The organism is Flavobacterium sp. Leaf82 (assembly GCF_001422725.1).
GTDB lineage: Bacteria > Bacteroidota > Bacteroidia > Flavobacteriales > Flavobacteriaceae > Flavobacterium.
In genome coordinates, this window is record NZ_LMMA01000003.1 from 45023 (window position 1) to 66516 (window position 21494).

The 21494-nt window shown below is 33.8% G+C and carries 19 protein-coding genes; 7 read left to right on the plus strand and 12 right to left on the minus strand.

Annotated elements, in window-relative coordinates:
- Positions 1–2 precede the first annotated feature (2 nt).
- The 10 genes from rplV to rpsL form a co-directional block, all read right to left on the minus strand.
- Positions 3–416, minus strand: coding sequence for a 50S ribosomal protein L22 (gene rplV / locus ASF10_RS04460; protein WP_007803631.1), 414 nt, complete (start codon positions 414–416; stop codon positions 3–5).
- Positions 417–422: 6 nt separating this feature from the next.
- Positions 423–701, minus strand: a complete 279-nt coding sequence (gene rpsS, locus ASF10_RS04465; RefSeq protein WP_012022488.1) for a 30S ribosomal protein S19 — start codon at positions 699–701, stop codon at positions 423–425.
- Positions 702–707: 6 nt separating this feature from the next.
- On the minus strand, positions 708–1532 hold the full coding sequence (gene rplB, locus ASF10_RS04470) for a 50S ribosomal protein L2 (protein WP_007803623.1): 825 nt from the start codon (positions 1530–1532) through the stop codon (positions 708–710).
- A 9-nt stretch (positions 1533–1541) separates the two neighbouring features.
- Positions 1542–1832 (minus strand): 50S ribosomal protein L23, encoded by a 291-nt coding sequence (gene rplW, locus ASF10_RS04475; RefSeq protein ID WP_017495018.1) that lies wholly within the window; start codon positions 1830–1832, stop codon positions 1542–1544.
- 7 nt (positions 1833–1839) lie between these two features.
- Positions 1840–2469 (minus strand): 50S ribosomal protein L4, encoded by a 630-nt coding sequence (rplD, locus tag ASF10_RS04480; protein WP_042565876.1) that lies wholly within the window; start codon positions 2467–2469, stop codon positions 1840–1842.
- On the minus strand, positions 2469–3086 hold the full coding sequence (rplC, locus tag ASF10_RS04485) for a 50S ribosomal protein L3 (protein ID WP_007803612.1): 618 nt from the start codon (positions 3084–3086) through the stop codon (positions 2469–2471). The genes rplD and rplC overlap by 1 nt, the downstream gene beginning before the upstream one ends.
- A 402-nt stretch (positions 3087–3488) precedes the next feature.
- On the minus strand, positions 3489–3794 hold the full coding sequence (gene rpsJ, locus ASF10_RS04490) for a 30S ribosomal protein S10 (RefSeq protein WP_007803605.1): 306 nt from the start codon (positions 3792–3794) through the stop codon (positions 3489–3491).
- Between the two features lie 11 nt (positions 3795–3805).
- Positions 3806–5962 carry an elongation factor G gene (fusA, locus tag ASF10_RS04495; protein WP_056245966.1) on the minus strand — a complete coding sequence of 719 codons (2157 nt, stop codon included), beginning with the start codon at positions 5960–5962 and terminating at the stop codon, positions 3806–3808.
- A gap of 10 nt (positions 5963–5972) precedes the next feature.
- Positions 5973–6449 (minus strand): 30S ribosomal protein S7, encoded by a 477-nt coding sequence (gene rpsG / locus ASF10_RS04500; RefSeq protein ID WP_007803600.1) that lies wholly within the window; start codon positions 6447–6449, stop codon positions 5973–5975.
- 118 nt (positions 6450–6567) lie between these two features.
- A complete protein-coding gene (gene rpsL / locus ASF10_RS04505; RefSeq protein WP_007136570.1) occupies positions 6568–6951 on the minus strand; it encodes a 30S ribosomal protein S12 in 384 nt (127 codons plus the stop codon).
- Between the two features lie 183 nt (positions 6952–7134).
- Here rpsL and ASF10_RS04510 point away from each other — a divergent pair, with 183 nt between their 5' ends.
- The 7 genes from ASF10_RS04510 (at position 7135) to ASF10_RS04540 (ending at position 20087) form a co-directional block, all read left to right on the plus strand.
- Positions 7135–8835, plus strand: coding sequence for a ShlB/FhaC/HecB family hemolysin secretion/activation protein (locus ASF10_RS04510; RefSeq protein ID WP_317039036.1), 1701 nt, complete (start codon positions 7135–7137; stop codon positions 8833–8835).
- 87 nt (positions 8836–8922) lie between these two features.
- Positions 8923–12201, plus strand: coding sequence for a SusC/RagA family TonB-linked outer membrane protein (locus tag ASF10_RS04515; protein WP_056245972.1), 3279 nt, complete (start codon positions 8923–8925; stop codon positions 12199–12201).
- Between the two features lie 11 nt (positions 12202–12212).
- Positions 12213–13673, plus strand: coding sequence for a SusD/RagB family nutrient-binding outer membrane lipoprotein (locus ASF10_RS04520; RefSeq protein ID WP_056245976.1), 1461 nt, complete (start codon positions 12213–12215; stop codon positions 13671–13673).
- A gap of 305 nt (positions 13674–13978) precedes the next feature.
- Positions 13979–17029, plus strand: a complete 3051-nt coding sequence (locus ASF10_RS04525) for a SusC/RagA family TonB-linked outer membrane protein (protein WP_056245978.1) — start codon at positions 13979–13981, stop codon at positions 17027–17029.
- A gap of 17 nt (positions 17030–17046) precedes the next feature.
- Positions 17047–18426 (plus strand): SusD/RagB family nutrient-binding outer membrane lipoprotein, encoded by a 1380-nt coding sequence (locus ASF10_RS04530; protein WP_056245980.1) that lies wholly within the window; start codon positions 17047–17049, stop codon positions 18424–18426.
- An 84-nt stretch (positions 18427–18510) separates the two neighbouring features.
- Positions 18511–19245 carry a 23S rRNA (guanosine(2251)-2'-O)-methyltransferase RlmB gene (gene rlmB, locus ASF10_RS04535; protein WP_056245983.1) on the plus strand — a complete coding sequence of 245 codons (735 nt, stop codon included), beginning with the start codon at positions 18511–18513 and terminating at the stop codon, positions 19243–19245.
- Between the two features lie 41 nt (positions 19246–19286).
- Entirely contained in the window at positions 19287–20087 is an 801-nt protein-coding gene (locus ASF10_RS04540) for a DUF2490 domain-containing protein (RefSeq protein ID WP_056245986.1), read from the plus strand.
- A gap of 5 nt (positions 20088–20092) precedes the next feature.
- Here the strand turns inward: ASF10_RS04540 and ASF10_RS04545 are convergent, their stop codons facing one another.
- Together ASF10_RS04545 and ASF10_RS04550 are read right to left on the minus strand one after the other, a co-directional pair.
- A complete protein-coding gene (locus tag ASF10_RS04545; RefSeq protein ID WP_056245988.1) occupies positions 20093–20596 on the minus strand; it encodes a hypothetical protein in 504 nt (167 codons plus the stop codon).
- A 42-nt stretch (positions 20597–20638) separates the two neighbouring features.
- Positions 20639–21421, minus strand: a complete 783-nt coding sequence (locus ASF10_RS04550) for a rhomboid family intramembrane serine protease (protein ID WP_056245990.1) — start codon at positions 21419–21421, stop codon at positions 20639–20641.
- Positions 21422–21494: the final 73 nt, after the last annotated feature.

The following is a 21494-nucleotide window of genomic DNA, read 5'->3' on the forward strand; positions in this document are numbered from 1 at the left end:
GCTTAAGAATTGCTTTGTGTGTTATTGATAGCTCCAAGCACGATTGTTACGTGATTAGAACGTTTTCTTATTCTGTGTGCACGACCTTGTGGAGCTGGACGAAGTCTTTTTAACATCATTCCACCATCTACTCTGATCTCCTTAACAAATAATCCAGCTTCTTCTAAATTACCTTCACTATTTTTTTGCTCCCAGTTATTGATTGCAGATAATAATAGTTTCTCTAATTTTCTTGAAGCTTCTTTAGAACTAAATCTTAAGATGTTAAGTGCTCTTTCTACCTTCTGACCTCTTACCAAGTCCGCTACTAAGCGCATTTTTCTAGGTGAAGTAGGGCAGTTATTCAATTTTGCGAAAGCAATAGACTTATTAGCCTCTTTTCTCGCATCTGCTGTTTCTCTTTTACGAACTCCCATTGCTTCTTATTTTTTACCTTTATTTTTTGCTCCAGCATGACCTCTAAAAGATCTAGTTGGTGAAAATTCTCCTAATTTGTGACCTACCATGTTTTCTGTTACGTAAACTGGTACAAATTGACGACCGTTATGAACTGCGATAGTTTGTCCAACGAAATCTGGAGTAATCATAGAAGCTCTAGACCAAGTCTTTACTACACTATTTTTACCACTTTCTACGTTTTCCTGAACTTTCTTGTCTAACTTATAATGAACGAAAGGTCCTTTTTTTAATGAACGTGCCATATCTTATTATTTCTTTCTACGTTCTACGATATACTTGTTACTCGGGTTTTTCTTAGAACGAGTTCTATAACCTTTTGCTGGTATTCCATTTCTTGAACGTGGATGTCCACCAGAAGAACGTCCTTCTCCACCACCCATTGGGTGATCAACAGGGTTCATTGCAACAGGTCTTGTTCTAGGTCTTCTTCCTAACCATCTTGTTCTACCAGCTTTTCCTGATACAACTAATTGGTGGTCTGAATTAGAAACAGCTCCAATTGTAGCCGAACAAGTTAACAAGATCAATCTTGTTTCACCAGATGGCATTTTAATTGTAGCATATTTTCCATCTCTTGCCATTAATTGAGCAAATGTACCAGCTGAACGAGCGATTACCGCTCCTTGACCTGGACGTAACTCAATACAAGAGATTACAGTTCCTAAAGGAATTCTGCTTAAAGGCAATGTATTACCAATTTCAGGTTGAGATTCCGGACCAGAAACTAATTTCTGACCAACTTTCAATCCGTTTTGAGCAATTACATAAGTTTTCTCTCCATCAGCATAAGCTAATAAAGCGATAAATGCAGTACGATTTGGATCGTATTCGATTGATTTCACAGTAGCCGGAATTCCGTCTTTAGTTCTTTTGAAATCAATAATACGATATCTCTGCTTGTGACCACCACCCGTATAACGCATGGTCATCTTTCCTTGACTATTTCTACCTCCAGAGTTTTTTATCGGCGCTATCAAAGAGCGTTCCGGCTTATCAGTTGTAATGGCGTCATAACCATTCACAACTCTAAATCGCTGACCTGGGGTAATAGGTTTTAATTTTCTTACTGACATTTTTCTATCTTAGATATTGTTGTAAAAATCAATTGTTTCTCCTTCTTGTACTTGAACAATCGCTTTCTTAATTGCATTTGTCTTTCCACTGATCAAACCACTTTTAGTGTATTTTGTAGTTCTATCCGGCCTTACGTTCATCGTGTTAACTGAAACGATAGTTACTCCATAAGCAGCTTCAACAGCTTTCTTAATTTGAACTTTGTTTGCTTTTTTGTCAACAACGAATCCGAAGCGGTTTAAAACTTCACTTTCTTTGGTTACTTTTTCTGTTACTATAGGTCTAATTATGATGCTCATATTCCTATTATTTACTTAAATTTTCTTCAATTAACTCCAAAGAACCTTCTAAAAGCACTAAATTGTTAGTGTTTAAAATAGCGTAAGTGCTTAATTCTGAGCTAGTTACGACATTTGAAGCCTTTAAATTGCGTGACGACAAATATACATTTTTATTTGACTCTCCCAACACAAATAGAGATTTTTTATTATCTAACCCTAAAGCTTTCAAAACGTTAATGAAATTTTTAGTGTTTGGAGTTTCAAAACTAAAGTCCTCAAGAACGATAATATTTGACTCTTTTGCTTTGATTGAGAAAGCTGATTTTCTCGCCAATCTTTTCAAGCTTTTATTCAATTTGAATGAATAACTTCTTGGTCTTGGTCCAAAAATTGTTCCACCACCTTTAAACAATGGATTTTTAATACTTCCCGCACGAGCAGTACCTGTTCCTTTTTGTTTTTTAATCTTACGCGTACTTCCTGTCACTTCAGCTCTTTCTTTAGCTTTGTGAGTTCCTTGTCTTTGATTAGCAAGATATTGCTTCACATCAAGGTATACAGCGTGATTGTTTGGTTCAATTGCGAATACTGAATCAGAAAGTTGAACTTTTCTTCCAGTATCTTTTCCGTTGAAATCTAATACTTTTACTTCCATTACTTCTGAATGATTACATAAGAGTTTTTATGTCCAGGAACACATCCTTTAATAACAAGTAGGTTCTTTTCAGCAACCACTTTTAAAACTCTAAGGTTTTGAACTTTTACATTGTCTCCTCCCATTCTTCCAGCCATACGCATTCCTTTGAATACTCTAGACGGATAAGAAGAAGCTCCTACAGAACCTGGCGCTCTTAAACGGTTGTGTTGACCGTGAGTTGCTTGTCCAACACCACCAAATCCGTGACGTTTAACAACCCCTTGAAAACCTTTACCTTTAGATACACCTTGTACATCTACAAATTCTCCTTCAGCAAAAATAGAAACATCAATAAGATCCCCTAATTTTTGTTCAGTTGCAAAATCTTGAAATTCAACGACTTTTTTCTTAGCAACAGTTCCAGCTTTTTTAAAGTGACCTAAAGCCGCTTTAGTGGAATGTTTCTCGTTTTTGTCATCGAAACCAAGTTGCAACGCTTCGTACCCGTCAACACCTTTGGTTCTGACTTGGGTAACAACGCATGGTCCAGCTTCGATTACTGTACAAGGAATGTTTTTCCCGTTTTCGTCGAAAATACTAGTCATGCCGATTTTTTTACCAATTAACCCAGACATAAATATTAATTATTAATTACTAAAATTCCCTTCAATTTGAAAATTACCAAAATTTCCAAACAGGGAGTGCAAAAGTATACATTAAAATCGAATATACCAAACAGTTAGAAAAATTAAATAGCTCATAATCAAAATCAAAGCATCACTCTTAGCACCGCTAACATTTTTTTTCTTTAAAAAAATAATTTTTCTCCTTTTAACTCACAACGAACAACACCTTAACATTTACCTAATACCCAAAACAAAAAACTTTCGTAAGAGCCTAAACTAAAGACATTTCACTCAAAAGCCGAACAATTAATAGCGATAAGATATTTTAAAAATAAATACCAAGCGAAACTTTTCAGTATAAAAAAAGCGAGACATTTCTGTCTCGCTTTTAAATATAAAATGTAATAAAAATTATACTTTTATTTCTACTTCAACTCCACTTGGCAATTCAAGTTTCATTAATGCATCAATAGTTTTAGATGAAGATGAATAAATATCAATCAATCTCTTGTATGACATTACTTCAAATTGCTCTCTCGCTTTTTTGTTAACGTGCGGAGAACGCAACACAGTGAAAAGTTTTTTGTGAGTTGGTAACGGAATTGGACCTGTTACAACTGCTCCAGTAGTTTTTACTGTTTTTACGATCTTTTCAGCAGACTTATCCACCAACATGTGATCGTAAGATTTTAGTTTTATTCTGATTTTTTGACTCATTTTCTTAAGAATTAAGCGTTACCTTTTGCTTTTTTAATTACAGCTTCTGAAATATTAGAAGGTGTTTCTGCATAGTGAGAAAACTCCATTGTTGAAGTAGCTCTACCTGAAGATAATGTTCTTAATGTTGTTACATATCCAAACATCTCTGATAAAGGCACATCAGCCTTAATAGTTTTAGCACCGTTTCTGTCACCCATGTCATTAACCTGACCTCTACGACGGTTGATATCACCTACGATATCTCCCATGTTTTCTTCCGGAGTAATAACTTCCATTTTCATGATTGGCTCAAGAATAATTGCTCCAGCAGCTTTAGCTACTTCTCTATAACCCATTCTTGCAGCTAATTCAAAAGAAAGAGCATCAGAATCGACAGGGTGGAAAGATCCATCTGTCAAAGTTACTTTCAAACTATCCACTTGATAACCTGCCAAAGGACCAGTTTTCATAGCTTCACGGAAACCTTTTTCTACAGAAGGGATATATTCCTTAGGAACGTTACCACCTTTTACTGCATTAATAAACTGTAATCCTACAGGAACTTTACCATCAACTTCGTCAGCCGGCTCAAGTGTAAATACGATATCACCGAATTTACCACGACCTCCTGATTGTTTCTTGTAAGTTTCTCTGTGTGTAGCAGTTCTTGTAAACGCTTCTTTATATTCAACTTGAGGCTCACCTTGGTTTACTTCAACTTTAAATTCACGTTTCATACGATCTACTAAGATATCTAAGTGAAGCTCACCCATACCAGAGATAATTGTTTGCCCTGAAGCCTCATCTGTTCTAACAGTAAATGTTGGATCTTCTTCAGCTAATTTAGCCAAAGCCATACCCATTTTATCAACGTCAGCTTTAGTTTTAGGCTCAATTGCAATACCAATTACCGGCGCAGGGAATTTCATAGACTCAAGAATAATTGGGTGTTTTTCATCACACAATGTATCTCCAGTTTTGATATCTTTAAATCCAACAGCAGCTCCAATATCTCCAGCCTCAATAAATTCGATTGGATTTTGTTTGTTAGCATGCATTTGGTAGATACGAGAAATTCTTTCTTTATTTCCTGAACGCGTGTTCAAAACATAAGAGCCAGCATCTAAACGACCAGAGTAAGCACGGAAGAAAGCTAAACGACCTACGAATGGGTCAGTAGCAATTTTAAATGCCAAAGCAGCGAACGGCTCTTTTACATCTGGCTTACGCAAGATTTTAGTTTGATCTTCTTCTAATAATTCAGCATCATCAGGATGAATTCCTTCAATACCTTCCTTATCCATTGGAGAAGGTAAATACTTACAAACTGCATCTAACATGAACTGAACTCCTTTGTTTTTGAAAGAAGAACCAGCAATCATCGGGATGATAGCCATATCCATAGTAGCAGCTCTTAAAGCATTGTTGATTTCTTCCTCTGTAATAGAGTTTTCATCTTCCATGAATTTCTCTAAAAGATTTTCATCGTAGTCAGCAACTGCTTCAATAAGAATAGATCTGTACTCTTTAACTTCTGCAACCATATCAGCAGGAATTTCAACTATATCAAAAGTCGCCCCTTGAGTAGCATCATGCCAAATGATAGCTTGGTTTTTTACTAAATCTACAACACCTTTGAAATCATTTTCTTCACCAATTGGCAAAGTGATTGCAACAGCATTAGATTTTAACATATCACGAACTTGTTGACAAACTGCCAAAAAGTTAGATCCTTGACGGTCCATTTTATTTACGAATCCCATACGTGGAACTCTATATTGATCAGCAAGTCTCCAGTTAGTTTCTGATTGTGGCTCAACACCATCTACAGCACTAAACAAGAAAACCAATCCATCAAGTACACGCAAAGAACGGTTTACCTCTACAGTAAAGTCAACGTGTCCAGGAGTATCAATAATATTAAAGTGGTATGGCAATGATTCAGGCAAAAGTTTACCTTGCTCAGTTGGAAAATTCCACTCACAAGTTGTTGCAGCTGAAGTAATTGTAATACCTCTTTCTTGCTCTTGAGCCATCCAGTCCATTGTTGCAGCACCATCGTGTACTTCACCAATTTTATGTGACTTTCCAGTATAAAAAAGGATACGCTCAGTTGTTGTTGTTTTACCAGCATCAATGTGAGCAGCAATTCCGATATTTCTTGTATATTTTAAATCTCTAGCCATTTCTTACGAATTAAAATCTAAAGTGAGAGAAAGCTTTATTAGCTTCTGCCATCTTGTGAGTATCCATTCTTTTCTTAACCGCAGCACCTTCTTCTTTAGCAGCAGCTAAACATTCTGACGCTAAACGTTGTGCCATAGATTTTTCATTTCTTCTTCTAGAATAAAGTATTAACCACTTCATTGCCATAGAAATTTTTCTGTCTGGTCTAATTTGCATTGGAATTTGAAATGTAGCTCCACCTACCCTACGACTACGTACTTCTACGTGAGGCATAACGTTTGTTAAAGCATCTTTCCAAATTTCTAATGAAGATTTTTCTGAATCTTGCTTTTTAGACTCAATGATGTCAATAGCATCATAAAATACTTTGAAAGCTGTAGATTTCTTACCATCCCACATTAAGTTGTTTACAAAACGTGTTACCAATTGGTCGTTAAACCTTGGATCTGGTAAAAGTGGTCTTTTCTTTGCCGCTCTTTTTCTCATGTCTTTTTTTTAATAAAAAGTTATAGGTTATCCGTTAAATGTTATGTGTTACAGATTTATGACTTACGTTTTCAATCTCCAACCTTAACTCCTAACCTCCAACTCTTAACGTTTTAAATTACTTTTTTGCTTCTTTTGGGCGTTTAGCACCGTACTTAGATCTTCTTTGCGTTCTTCCTGCAACTCCTGACGTGTCAAGCGCTCCACGAACGATATGATATCTAACACCTGGTAAATCTTTTACCCTTCCACCTCTAACTAATACTATCGAGTGCTCTTGTAAATTGTGTCCTTCTCCAGGGATGTAAGCATTCACTTCATTACCATTTGTCAAACGTACACGCGCAACTTTACGCATTGCAGAGTTTGGTTTTTTTGGTGTAGTAGTGTAAACACGCGTACAAACCCCTCTTCTTTGAGGACAAGAATCTAAAGCAACCGATTTACTCTTCTTAGTTATCTGAGTTCTTCCTGTTCTTACTAATTGTTGAATTGTTGGCATAATTAATACTAAAAATTTATTATGTATATTAAATTCCCGCTTTTTACGGGGTTGCAAATGTATAAAATATTTTTCACTATACAAACGTTAATTCATTAATTTTCAATAACATTATTTAAGCTTATGATTTTACGAACAAACAATTGATATTTGCAATACTTTTAATAAATGAAACAATTGCTTTTGAAACACTTACTATATATAGTTTTTTTTCTATCCTGCTTTTCATCTTATAGCCAAAACTTTTATTTAAAAATAATTGGCTCAAACGATACTGAAAATCGGATAATCGATTCATTAAATTATTCTACTAAACACAGCAACATAAAATCATTGCATGATGAGATAAAAAAAACATCACAAAAATTAACCTCCATAGGCTTTTTAGACAATAAACCCAATGAAATAAAACAAACAAATGACAGCAGCTATATAACAAAAATAGATTTAAATAAAAAAATTAAAGAGATACATATATATATAGGTAAAGACATTTTTTTTTCGAACTCAACCGACACAAAAAATGACAGCATAATTATACCTTATAATCAACTTGAAAACTTTTTAAATCAAAAAATAATTGATGCAGAAAAAAAGGGTTTTGCCTTAAGCAAAATAAAACTTGACAATATCAAAAAGAAGAATTTAATAATTTATGGGGTACTAAATTTTAAATCCGAAAAAAAACGCACTTTTAATTCAATTATTCTTACCCAAACAAATGCTCAAGAAAAAAACTATTTCCCAAAAGGTCATTTAAAACAACTGAATAAAAAATATCTAAATAAAACTTTTAATCAGGAAATTGTAAAAGAATTATACGATGATATAAATAGTTATGAATTTGTTACTCAAACAAAATATCCTCAAATACTATTCACAAATGACTCTACTAAAATCTACACTTATATCGAAAAAAGAAAAGCAAATACTTTTGATGGCTATATAGGATTCTCAAATGACGACAACAAAAAAACAGTACTTAACGGTTATCTGGATATTACTTTATTAAACACACTTCACGCGGGTGAACAATTTTCACTTTACTGGAAAAGTGATGGGAATCAGCAAAAAACATTTAATACAAAAATAGAAATACCCTATATATTCAATTCATCTTTAGGTCTAAAAGCACAACTTAATATCTTTAAGCAAGACAGTACATTTCAAAATACAAAAACGGCAATTGATTTAGGATATTACTTAAATTATAATTCAAAAATATATCTGGGATATCAATCAACAGAATCAAGCGACATTCAGAACACTAATAATTCAACTATCAGCGATTTTAAAAACTCTTATATCACTTCAACAATTGAATACAAAAAAGCAGATTATGTAAATAATCTATTTTTTAAAAAAGCAAATCTTAATTTTACAATTGGATACGGAAAGAGAGATACTAATAACGATCCTGAGACAGCCGAAGCAAGTAAACAATTTTACACAAATTTAAATCTATCTTATAATTTTGAATTAAACAGAAAGAATTTCATATTTATCAATTCGCAAATTCAATATTTAAAAAGCAAAAACTACATTTCAAATGAATTATTTCGATTTGGAGGATTAAATTCTATTAGAGGCTTTGCAGAAAATAGCCTTCAAGCCAATAATGTAAATTTAATCATAACAGAATATCGATATTTAACGACCTCTAATCTTTATTTTCACACTATCCTTGATTACGGATTATATCAAGATCAAACTTCTTTAAACAAAGAAAAAAAGTATAATAATTTAGTTTCCTTAGGTGTAGGATTTGGACTACTCACAAAAACCGGACTTTTAAAGATAATTATTGCTAATGGTAGCATAAACAAAGCCGAAATCAAATTTTATAACAGTATTTTAAACATATGTTACAATGTTAAATTTTGACATTTATTAAAAATTCCTTAACATAACATTAGGATTATTAACTAATTATTGTGAATATTGTATTACTAATTCAAAATAATTGAGAAAATGAAACCAAAGTTCAATGGATTTTTAGTACTATTATTAGTGCTATTCGCGCAGTTAACCTTTGCGCAAGAAAGAGCTGTTTCGGGCACTGTTACCGATGATGCAGGCATGCCTTTACCAGGCGTAAGTGTATTAGTTAAGGGAACAAAAACTGGAACACAAACAGATTTTGACGGAAAATATTCCATCAAAGCAACACCAAGTCAAGTTTTAGTATTTAGTTACATTGGAATGAGGTCGCAAGAAATCACAGCGAGTTCATCACAAATTAACACTAAATTATCAGGAGACGCTCAACAGCTTGAAGGTGTTGTTGTTACAGCTTTAGGTTTATCAAGAGAGAAGAAATCTCTTGGTTACGCAACACAAGAAGTAAAAGGTGAAAGCCTAGCTGCAGTAAAAAGCGACAACTTCGTAAATGCCATCTCAGGAAAAGTTTCAGGTGTACAAGTAAAGAGAACAACTAATTTTGGAGGTTCTACCAACATCGTAATTAGAGGAAACTCATCTTTAACAGGAAACAACCAAGCTTTATTTGTTATCGATGGAGTTCCTGTAAGCAACAATAATTCAAACTCGAGAGACCAGGAACAATCTGGTGCAGGTTACGATTATGGTAGCGCAGCATCTGACATTAACCCTGAAGATATTGAATCAATAAACGTACTTAAGGGTTCAGCCGCAAGTGCATTATACGGATCAAGAGCTGCTAATGGAGTTGTAGTAATTACAACAAAAAAGGGGAATAAAAAAGGAAAAGGATATTCTGTAACAGTTAACTCTGGCGTAACTGTTGGGTCTGTTGACAAAAGCACCTTTGTTAAATACCAGAAACAATATGGAGCTGGATACGGACCTTACTATGGACCAGATGAAGATTCATATTTAGACCACATTGATATTGATGGGGATGGAATTTTAGACAACGTTACTCCGTTGACGGAAGACGCTTCTTATGGACAAGCATTCAATCCTAACTTATTAGTTTACCAATGGGATGCGTTTTATCCAGAATCACCTAACTACATGAAAGCTACCCCATGGGTTAATGCAAAAAATGGTCCAATAACATTTTTTCAAAAACCAGTAGCTGTTACTAATTCTATCTCTATAGACAAAGGTTTAGAAAATGGATATTTAAGATTAGGCTTCAACAATCTTGATCAAACTGGTCTTTTACCAAATAGCACATTAAAGAGGAATACCTTTACGTTAAATGCTTCAACTCTGATAAATGACAGATTAACTGTAGCAGGTTATGGTAACTTTACAAAAACAAGCACGGTCGGCAGGAACAGCACTGGATATAATGATAATATTGCCGGTAATTTTAGACAATGGTGGCAAACCAATGTTGACTTGAAAGGTTTAAAACAAGCATATGAGTTAACAGGAAGAAACATATCATGGAATCCAAATTCATACACAAATTCTACTCCAATTTTCTGGGACAATCCATATTTTCAACGTTATGAAAATTATGAATCAGACAGCAGAAACAGATTTATTGGAAATGCATCATTGAACTATAAAATCACAAGTTGGTTAGATGCATTTGGTAGAGTAGCTGTTGATACTTATGATGATTTACAAGAAGAGAGACGAGCAATTGGGAGCGTACCAGCAAATTTTGGTATTGGAACTGGTGGTGGCGATGGTAGTGAGGACAGAAATCCAGCATCATCTGGATATTCAAGAAAAAACATAGGCTTCAGTGAGTTTAACTATGACTTCATGTTAAACTACAATACTAACATTACACAAAAATTAAATCTTAAAGGGGTTGTCGGTGTAAACATTAGAAGAAGTTATTACACTTCTCTTTTTGCAGCAACAAATGGAGGACTTGCAATTCCAAAATTATATTCACTACAAAATACAGTTAGCCCATTATTAGCTCCTATTGAAAGAGACGAAGCTATAGGTGTTGATGGTGTTTACGGAAGCGCCTCTTTTGGTTATGATGATTATTTATTCTTAGAAGGAACAATAAGAAGAGATCACTCTTCTACTCTTCCTGAAGCAAATAGCTCTTACTACTATCCTTCAGTGTCATCAAGTTTTGTATTTTCAAAATTCGTAGATGCTGATTGGTTGTCTTTTGGAAAAATAAGACTGAACTACGCAGAAGTTGGTAATAGTCCTGGATTTGACAGAATTTTAGACACCTATGCAGTAAACACAGCTTTCGGAGCATCGTCTGCATCAGTAAAAGACACAAAAAATAATCCAAACCTAAAACCGGAACGTACTAAAAGTTACGAAGCCGGCCTAGAGCTTTCGTTTTTCAAAAAAAGATTAGGACTTGATTTTTCATATTATAAATCAAATTCAATTGATCAAATTATCCCATTAAGACTAACTTCTTCAACTGGTTATTTATATGAATTAATTAACGCTGGAGAAATAGAAAACAAAGGTATTGAGGTTTCTTTGAATGGTACTCCAATAAAAACAGAAAACTTTTCTTGGGACATTAACTTAAACTTTGCCAGAAACAGAAACAAAGTATTGAATCTATTAGACGGAATTGACAATTTACAACTTGGAACAATGCAAGGCGGCGTAACGATCAATGCTGCAGTCGGACAACCTTATGGCGTAATCTACGGTACTCAATATACTTATTTAAACGGACAAAGAGTTGTTGATCCTGCTAATGGTCAATACATAAAAACTTCAACTTCTGATAATGCAATCGGAAATTCAAACCCAGATTACACTGCTGGTTTAAACAATAGATTTAGCTACAAAAATTTTTCTTTCGAGTTTTTAATTGATATGCAAAAAGGAGGACAAATATTCTCACTTGACCGCTATTATGGTTTAGCAACAGGTCTGTATGATGACACCGCTTTTACTAACGAACTTGGAAATCCAGTAAGAGATCCTTTAACTTCAGGATCTGACAGTGGTGGTTTTATTAATCCAGGCGTAAATCCTAACGGAGCTGTAAACACAACCAGAATTGAAGCTAGTCGTTTTGGAGCCCAAGGATACAGAAGAGGATTACCAGATGAAGCGTTTGTATATGATGCAAGTTATATTAAATTAAGACAAACGTCAATTTCATATTCTTTATCAGAAAAAGTATTAAAAAATACTTTCATAAATGGAATGACTTTCAGCATTGTTGGAACCAACCTTTGGATTATACATAAAAATTTACCAGATGCAGATCCGGAATCAGGCCTAGGAGCAGGTAATTTACAAGGCTACTCAACAGGATCTTTGCCATCAACAAGAGATGTTAGCTTCAACGTTAAAATCCAATTTTAAATCAAGAAATCATGAAAAAAATATTTTTAATTCTACTCACTGCAGCAACCTTTGCGTCTTGCTCCGATGATTTAGAAAACTTAAACGTAAACGTTAAAGATCCATCAAATGTACCAGGAGAAGCTTTATTTACAAGCGCTCAAAAAAAACTAGTAGATCAAATGATGAGTACTAATGTTAATGACAATGTCATCAGACTACTAAACCAATACTGGACAGAAACTGTTTATACAGATGAAAGCAATTACGACTTAGTTACCAGAACCATTCCTGAGCAGCACTGGCAATATTTATACAAAGATGTATTGAAAGATCTAAATCAAAGTGCAACCAACATCACTGCAACACCTCTTGGCTTAACAGAGAATCCATTAGATAAACAGAATAAACTTGCAATTATTGAGATCTTAAATGTTTACACTTATGCCATTTTAGTTGAGACTTTTGGCAATATCCCATATTCACAGGCACTAAATTTAGATTACAAAACTCCTAAATACGATGATGGCCTAACAATTTACAAAGATCTTATTTCCAGACTAAACAAAGCAATTACAAATCTTAATACAGGAGGTAAAAGCTTTGGAGATAATGACAGGATTTACAATGGTGATATACCTAAGTGGATAAAATTTGCAAACACTTTGAAACTAAGATTAGGAATTACAATTTCAGACATACCAACAGAAGCTACTTTAGCAAAAGCAACAGTTTCTAGTGCCGCTCCATTTGTATTCAATTCCAATCTTGACAATGCTGATTTAAAATACTTAACAGCAACACCAAATACAAACCCTTTGTATGTAGACCTTGTAGCAAGTGGTCGCTCAGACTTTGTTCCTACAAGCACAATTATTGACAGAATGACAGCTCTTAACGATCCAAGACGTTCAAAATACTTTGATAGTAACATGGATGATCCTTCAACTCCAGAAATTGAATATGTAGGTGGTGAAAATGGAGCGAGTAACTCATTTGCCAATAAAACACATATAACACCAACAATTCAGGCGCCAGATTTTCCTGGAACAATTTTGGATTATGCTGGAGCACAGTTTCTACTGGCAGAGGCTGCCGAAAGATCATTATACGGCACACCTGCAGATGCAGAAGGACATTATAACGCTGCAATTATCGCATCTATATTAGATTGGGGCGGAACCACAGCAGAAGCAACAACCTATCTTGCGAATCCTGCTGTAGCATATACAACAGCTACTGGTACGTGGAAACAAAAAATTGGAACTCAAAGCTGGATTGCTTATTATAATAATTCATTTGAAGGATGGTCTACTTATAGAAGATTAGACTTTCCAGTTTTAGTTGCACCAGCAGATGCAGTTTCTGGTATTCCGCAAAGATATACTTATCCTATCATTGAACAATCATTGAACAAAGCTAGTTACACAGAGGCTAGTTCAGCAATTGGAGGAGATGCTGTAGAAACTAAATTGTTTTGGGACAAATTTTAAGCTTATAACATAATTTAACAGAAAACCACCCTCTAAAAAGGGTGGTTTTTTTGTTTAAAAGTTATAAAAACAGGGAAACTTCCTTGAACAAATTTAATTTTAACAGTTAAGTAAATATTAATATTTTTCATTATTATCATATTTGAGGCTAAAAATTACGGAATTAAGATTTACATGTGTTTTTTAACTATAAAAAAACAATATCTTATAGTAAAATCATAATTTAACTAAAAAAAAAGCTTTTTATATTAGGTAGATTAACAAATTATTAAGATTTTTGTCGAACTAATTCAAAATATTTAAAAATGAAACTAAAGTTCAATGGATTCTTAGTACTTTTATTAGTACTAGTTGCGCAACTTACTTTCGCGCAAGAAAGAGCTGTTTCTGGAACAGTTTCTGACAATACAGGAATGCCTTTACCGGGTGTGAGTGTATTAGTTAAGGGAACAAAGACAGGAACGCAAACAGACTTTGATGGTAAATTCTCTATCAAAGCATCTTCAAGCCAAGTTTTGGTATTTAGCTACATTGGGATGAAATCTCAGGAAGTAGCTGCAAGTTCAACATCTATTAGTGTAAAATTAAAAGATGATTCTGTTGAACTGGAAGGTGTGGTTGTAACCGCATTAGGTATCAAAAAAGACGAGAAAAAACTTGGATATGCAGTATCTAAAGTGACTTCTGACGAAATTACTAAATCTGGTGAACAAAACGTTCTTCAGGCATTAGCTGGAAAAGCTGCTGGTGTACAAGTAATTGGTTCTGGAGGTACTCCAGGTGCATCTAGTAAAATTATCATTAGAGGTGCTAACACTATCACTGGTACAACTGATCCATTAATCGTAGTTGACGGGGTGCCAATTGACAACACAACAGATCAAACTACAGCAGGAGATAACCCATTTAATGCTAACTTATCTGGAATTAATAATTCAAATAGAGGATTAGACATTAACCCTAATGACATCGAAAGTGTTACTATCCTTAAAGGACCTGCAGCTGCTGCATTATACGGAGCAAGAGCTGGTAACGGGGTTATTATCTATACTACTAAAAAAGGTAGAAACGGAAAAGGTTTAGGTATTGATTTTAATACTTCATTAGCTATTGACAGAGTAAGCCAATTACCTGAAAAACAAAGAAAATATGTTCAAGGGACAAATACTGTAACTTTCAATCCTGCAACTCCACAAAGCTGGGGACCAACTGCAGCATCATTAGGATTGCCAACATACAATAATGAAAAGAATTTCTTTCAAGAAGGTTTAACACAAACAAACAATATTTCATTGTATGGTGGAGACGACAAAGCAACTTTTAGAGCTTCATATGGTAACGTTAACCAAACTGGTATGATTCCAGAAACTGGTTTAAAAAGAAACACTATCAGACTTGTAGGAGATTTAAAATTAAACGAACAATGGAAAGCTGGAGGTAGCCTTCAATACACACATACAACGAATGTTTTAGTACAAAACGGTAGTAACGTAGCTGGTGTAATGTTAAGTTTATTACGCTCTCCAACTAATTATGACCTAAGAGATTACATTACTCCAGAAGGAAATAATAAAAATTATGTTTCTGCTTATGATAACCCATATTATACAGTAAATGAAAACCCTGCAACAAGTGATGTTAATCGTGCTTTAGGAAACTTATACTTAACATATCAACATGCAGAGTGGTTAAATGTAACTGCTAAAGGTGGTATCGATGCTTATTCAGATTCTCGTAAACAAGTTTATGCTATTTCATCTAATGGAGATGGATTAGGAGGAATTGGTGAAGTAGCTTATAATAGCATTACTAACAAAGATTACTATGGTGACTTAATCGCATCTGGTTTAGTTCCATTAAAAACTGATTGGTTAAAGATTAACTATACGGCTGGTCTTAACTTACGTTCTACTCAATACTTAAGTATCTTTTCAAGAGGTAAAAACTTAGCTGTTAGAAACGTTTACAATTTAGGAAATGCGACAGAATTATATACCTCTAATGTAGAAGAGAACACAATGTCAAGAGCACTTTTCGGACAATTAGAGTTTGACATTAGAGATCAAATTTTCCTTGCAGGTACTGTAAGAAAAGAGTGGTCTTCAACTTATGGAGCTAACGTACAAAGTGCAATATTCCCATCTGGAACAGCATCTTGGATTGTATCTAATACATTTGATTGGGCAAACTATATTAAACTTAGCTATGGATATGGTGAAGTTGGTATCGCTCCAAGAGCATATGCTACAATCAGCACATATAGCCAACCATTTATGACTGACGGTTTTACTGATGGTTTAAGTTTTCCTTACAATGGGGTAAACGGAATGACAGTTTCTGGAACTTTGGGTAATCAAAACTTAAAACCAGAAAGAGTATTAGGACATGATCTTGGATTAAGTGCTAAATTCCTTGACAATCGTTTAAGTGCAGATATTAACTTGTACTACAAAACATCAAAAGACTTATTAATCAACGTTCCTCTTCCACAATCAACAGGATTTGGTATTGATTATAGAAATGCTGCTGAGTTAGTTAATAAAGGTATTGAGGTAGAATTAGGATATGATATCTTCAAAAAAGCTAACCCATTCCAATGGAACATTAACTTAAACTGGGCTAAAAATGAAAATGAAGTTACTGATATTTCAGGAGGTTTAACAGAAGTTTCTGTAGAATCAGCTTTTGCTTCAATTGGATACTATGCTGTTAAAGGACAACCTTTAGGAAGTTTTTACGGAACAAAATGGGCTCGTGATGCAAATGGAAACAAAATTATTGGATCTGATGGTTTAGCAGTTGTTGCAGACGAAACAGGAAACTTAGGAAACTCTGCTCCAGACTGGACAGGTGGTATTAGAAATACATTCTCATACAAAAGAGTTACTTTATCTGCATTATTAGATATCAGACATGGTGGTGTTGTTTACAACGGTACATTAGCAAGATTAGATAACTTTGGTGTTTCTGAGCGTTCAGCAGACAGAGAGCGTACATATATTATCGATGGTGTTAAAGAAGACGGAAGTGCAAATGATAAAGCAATTTCTGCAAAAGATTATTTCCAAAAATATTTAGGAGATGGTGGTGGTGCTGCTGAAGAAGCAGTTACTGATGTTAACTGGGTTAGACTTCGTGATGTTACTTTAAGCTATGATTTTAATGTTAAAAAATTCACTGCAATTAGCTTCGCTCAAATCTCTTTCACAGGAAGAAACTTATGGTTGGATACTAACTACAAAGGTGTTGACCCTGAAACTAGTTTAACTGGTGCTGGATCAAGAATCAATGGATTAGATTACTTTAACAATCCAGGTAGTAAATCATTCATAATGAGCCTAAAAGTAGGTTTTTAATCTAAAAATAATTGAAAATGAAAAAATATATAAAAAGTATAATTCTATCAGCGCTTAGTATTAGCTTACTAGCTGGCTGTCAGACAGAATTAGACACCTTTAATGAAAACCCGAATAATCCAATAACTACAACACCTTCTTTATTGTTGGCAGCTATGGAAGTTTCTACCTTTTCTACGCACACAAGCGGTCTAATTAGAAACTCTGGTATCTTTACTCAACAATTGGCTGGTACAGATGTTGGACAAATGGGACCTATTTCTAGATACGTTATTACTGAAAATGATGTAACCAACGAATGGAATACTGTTTATGGTACTACTTTAATGAGTGGTCACATTTTAAATCGTGATTTCGCTGCTAATTACCCATACTATAATGGAATTGGACAAGTGTTAACAGCATTGAATTTAGGATATGCTACTGACATGTGGGGAGATGTTCCTTATGATGAAGCTTTTAGAGCTGAAGAAGGAATCAAAGCTCCAAAATACAATACTCAGGAACAAATTTATCAAAGACTTCAAAGTATTTTAGATGAGGCTATTGTAAATTTACAAAAACCTGCCGCTAGCAATCTTTCAACTCCTAAAGAAGATGACTTTATCTTTAAAGGTGATACTAAAAAATGGATTAAAATTGCTTATGTATTAAAAGCAAGATATGCTTTGAGATTGTCTCAAGTTGACTCTGGAGCTGCACAAAAAGCATTAACTTACATTACTCAATCAGGAATTTCATCAAATGCTGATGATGCTAATACATATTTTCCAGGAACTGCAAATGGATGGAATCAATGGTATGCTTTCAACAATGGTAACCGCGAAAACTACTTAAAAGTAGGGAAATATTTTGTTGACCAATTGAAAAATTCATCTGATCCTAGGTTAGAATTCTCAATTGCAGAAGACGAGGATGAAGATTACAGCGGAAACGCAGCAGAAGATCAAGAAACCCTTACTACTTCTTATATTGGATCTGCTTATGCATTACAAGATACACCAGTAGGTATGGTTACTTACGCTGAAGCTAAATTCATTGAGGCTGAAGCTAAATTAAGACTAAATCAAAATGCTCAACCTGCTTTACAACAAGCAGTAGCTGCATCAGTACTTAAAGTTACAGGAACAGCTGCAACTCCAGCTTTCTTAGCTACTGCAACTGCAACTGTTGATTTAGCTAACATTATCCAACAAAAGTATTTAGCACTTTTCTTGACTATGGAGCCATTTAATGACTACAGAAGAACTGGATTCCCAGCTTTGATTCCAAATCAATTGTCTAATACAAAGACAATCCCTGTAAGACTTCCAACTCCGGTTGAAGAAAGACAATACAACGCTAACGCTACAGTAGTTAGTAATGTAACAACTAAATTATGGTGGGATAAAGACTAATTTTATCTCGAATAAATATATTAAACCACTCTGTTCATTCAGAGTGGTTTTTTTTTATATAAACATTATACCTATATTTGTCCCATGGAAAAAGAACATCAAATATTTGGAATTAGAGCCATTATAGAAGCAATTCAAGCAGGAAAAGAAGTTGATAAAGTATTTATACAAAAAGAAATTTCTGGAGAATTAATGAAAGATTTAATGAAAGTGATGAAACGCGCTAACATTAATTTTTCATATGTACCTGTAGAAAAACTAAATCGCCTAACACCAAATAATCATCAGGGAGCAGTTGCAACCATCTCCCCTATTGGTTTTATAGAATTAGAACATTTAGTTGAATCAACAATCGCTTTTGGTTCAAAACCATTATTTTTAATATTAGATCAGATTTCTGATGCACGTAATTTTGGAGCAATCATAAGAACTGCAGAATGTACTGGCGTAAACGGAATTATTGTTCAAAAAGCAGGATCTGCACCAGTAAACGGAGATACGGTTAAAACATCTGCCGGAGCCGTATTTAATGTGCCAATATGTAAAGTTGAACATATTAAAGATGCTATTTTTTATCTTCAGGGTTCGGGAATTAAAACTGTTGCAGCAACTGAAAAAACAGATCAGAATATATATGACGTTACACTAAACGAACCTGTAGCCATTATCATGGGATCTGAAGATAGAGGAATAAATCCTTCTGTTCTTAAAATCGTTGACGAAAAAGCAAAACTACCAATGTTTGGCTCAATAGGATCTTTAAACGTTTCTGTAGCTTGTGGAGCATTTTTATATGAGGCTGTTCGCCAAAGAAGTTAGATAGATCAAGGAAGTAAGGTGACAAACAAATATGATTATTGATGTCTTTAAAACCTGTCCAAAACATATCACTTGAAAAAATTAGTTTAATACTTGTAATATTTTTAATTACAAGTATTAACTATGGCCAAAACACTACTTATAATCAATTTTGGAATGAGATTCAATTCAACCAAACTATTAATGAAAAATGGTCGACTGAAGTAAACCTAGGTGCAGCTTATAGCAGCACTGAATCTTCTTCTAATATCTTTCAACAAAACATACAAAGATCTATTAGGGCTTGGGGACATTATTACTACTCTCCCAGATGGAAATTCTCTTCTTTTTTAGCTTACAACTACAACAAAGATGTACCGGAAATTGGTCAGTTTAAATCTCCGGAAATAAGGTTTGCATTGCAGGGAATTTATTATTTTCATAAAACTGGCTATACCTTAAGCACCAGAATGAGAATGGAATTGAGGCACATGCGAAATGAAGATGGCAACTATGATAATGTTTTACGATATCGTCAACAAATAAAATATTTAAAACCTATAAACAGTAAAATTTTACGGGAAGGTGTTGTTTACGTAATCGCTTCAGATGAATTGTTTTTTAAATCAGGAACAAAAGTAACAGGACTTAGCTTCTTTGACAGAAATAGATTAAATCTTGGTGCCGGTTATTTATTTACAGATGATGTACAGGTAGAATTAACTTATGCAAATGAATATTTGCCAAGAGATGAGCATAATCAAATTGTGAATGCGGCATCATTAACTGTCACTTTTAACAACTTATTTAAAAATCTTAATAAAAAGTTATTTCATAAAAATGAAATTATTAATGAAGATTAGCATTTCTATTTATCTTCCTTTAATAAACAGGCCAATTGTTTTACTATAGCATCTTTATGCAATTTAAAAGTATAGTCACGCACAAACTCCGTCCCTTCCATATTAATTTCTGCAACTACAGCTTCAAACTTAGAAAAAGCAACTAAGTCTTTTTCATCTATTAAATAAAGTACTTGCATAATCGAATCATTATGCCTGTATTGTGTATCATAATGACTTAATTTATATTGTTTTTTATTAGCGAGATGAATGATTAAATCATCTTTGATTTTTTTTCCTTCTTTTTTAGGCGGAAAAGGTGATGGTTGCAAGGCCACAAAATAATGTTCTTTATCTGTTACGATATTGATCTTCAATGATTTTGATTTTGTTATATAAAAATCAGCTGGATCAAAATAATACATCATTGTACCATCAGCAAGTACTCTATTCTTCAGTTCGCACTGTGCCAGCAATTTAAAACTAATTAAGACTGATAAAAATAAAATTCTAAAGGTTACTTTTCTCATAAAAATCAAATTAAAAACACTAACAAAAATAGTGATTTTAAATCAATCGCCATTAGAGCCTTTTACTTTATCATCTGATTCTGTTTTCGTTACAGTATAATTAACTAATAGATTAGAATAAAAATAAGGTAATAAATCTTCCGATATATCTTCAGGAATTTCCGTATTTACAAAGTTTCCGTTTTCATCAAAATGCTTCATAAAAGCATCATCTTCCGGATTAAAATCTGGCTTTTGCCAATCGTAAACTATAGGTTTAGCATATTCAGGTGCTTTATAAATTAATGACATCGCAAATCCAGTAATAAAGCCAGCCAAATGTCCTTCCCAGGAAATTGTTTTGTCGACATCCGGAAAAACATACCAGATCATTCCGCCATAAAGTAGTACTACCGAAAATGAAAGTGCCACTAATCGATAATAACCAGTTTGAATACCTTTAAAGAAAATAAAACTTACTAAAACATAAATTAAACCACTGGCGCCAATATGATAATTTTCCCTACCAATAACCCAGGTTATCAAACCTGAAAATAATATTCCGAAAACAATTACAGAAAAGGATTGTTTGGGATAAAAGAATTGCAAAGCTGCCAATAAAACCAAAAGCGGAATCGAGTTATTATATAAATGATCTAAGTTTTCATGAATAAACGGACTAAATAAAACACCTTGCAATCCTGAAAAATCACGAGGATAAATACCATTCTGATAAAAATCAAAATCGAATCGGATTTGAACCCAATAGATAATCCACAAAAAAAGCACAAAAAATACAGGAAGTCCGATTACTGCATTTGAAAATTTAAAATGATTATCATTCATGTTTAATAGTCTAAAGAAATTATTTGTCATCAAAAAACTATCCAATTACAATTTACTGATAATTTGTCAGCTA

Bases quoted from the DNA above. Each gene is read 5' to 3' on its own strand.
- rplV (WP_007803631.1), bottom strand. From the start codon at position 416: ATGGGAGTTCGTAAAAGAGAAACAGCAGATGCGAGAAAAGAGGCTAAT.
- rpsS (WP_012022488.1), bottom strand. From the start codon at position 701: ATGGCACGTTCATTAAAAAAAGGACCTTTCGTTCATTATAAGTTAGAC.
- rplB (WP_007803623.1), bottom strand. From the start codon at position 1,532: ATGTCAGTAAGAAAATTAAAACCTATTACCCCAGGTCAGCGATTTAGA.
- rplW (WP_017495018.1), bottom strand. From the start codon at position 1,832: ATGAGCATCATAATTAGACCTATAGTAACAGAAAAAGTAACCAAAGAA.
- rplD (WP_042565876.1), bottom strand. From the start codon at position 2,469: ATGGAAGTAAAAGTATTAGATTTCAACGGAAAAGATACTGGAAGAAAA.
- rplC (WP_007803612.1), bottom strand. From the start codon at position 3,086: ATGTCTGGGTTAATTGGTAAAAAAATCGGCATGACTAGTATTTTCGAC.
- rpsJ (WP_007803605.1), bottom strand. From the start codon at position 3,794: ATGAGTCAAAAAATCAGAATAAAACTAAAATCTTACGATCACATGTTG.
- fusA (WP_056245966.1), bottom strand. From the start codon at position 5,962: ATGGCTAGAGATTTAAAATATACAAGAAATATCGGAATTGCTGCTCAC.
- rpsG (WP_007803600.1), bottom strand. From the start codon at position 6,449: ATGAGAAAAAGAGCGGCAAAGAAAAGACCACTTTTACCAGATCCAAGG.
- rpsL (WP_007136570.1), bottom strand. From the start codon at position 6,951: ATGCCAACAATTCAACAATTAGTAAGAACAGGAAGAACTCAGATAACT.
- ASF10_RS04515 (WP_056245972.1), top strand. From the start codon at position 8,923: ATGAAACCAAAGTTCAATGGATTTTTAGTACTATTATTAGTGCTATTC.
- ASF10_RS04520 (WP_056245976.1), top strand. From the start codon at position 12,213: ATGAAAAAAATATTTTTAATTCTACTCACTGCAGCAACCTTTGCGTCT.
- ASF10_RS04525 (WP_056245978.1), top strand. From the start codon at position 13,979: ATGAAACTAAAGTTCAATGGATTCTTAGTACTTTTATTAGTACTAGTT.
- ASF10_RS04530 (WP_056245980.1), top strand. From the start codon at position 17,047: ATGAAAAAATATATAAAAAGTATAATTCTATCAGCGCTTAGTATTAGC.
- rlmB (WP_056245983.1), top strand. From the start codon at position 18,511: ATGGAAAAAGAACATCAAATATTTGGAATTAGAGCCATTATAGAAGCA.
- ASF10_RS04540 (WP_056245986.1), top strand. From the start codon at position 19,287: ATGTCTTTAAAACCTGTCCAAAACATATCACTTGAAAAAATTAGTTTA.
- ASF10_RS04545 (WP_056245988.1), bottom strand. From the start codon at position 20,596: ATGAGAAAAGTAACCTTTAGAATTTTATTTTTATCAGTCTTAATTAGT.
- ASF10_RS04550 (WP_056245990.1), bottom strand. From the start codon at position 21,421: ATGAATGATAATCATTTTAAATTTTCAAATGCAGTAATCGGACTTCCT.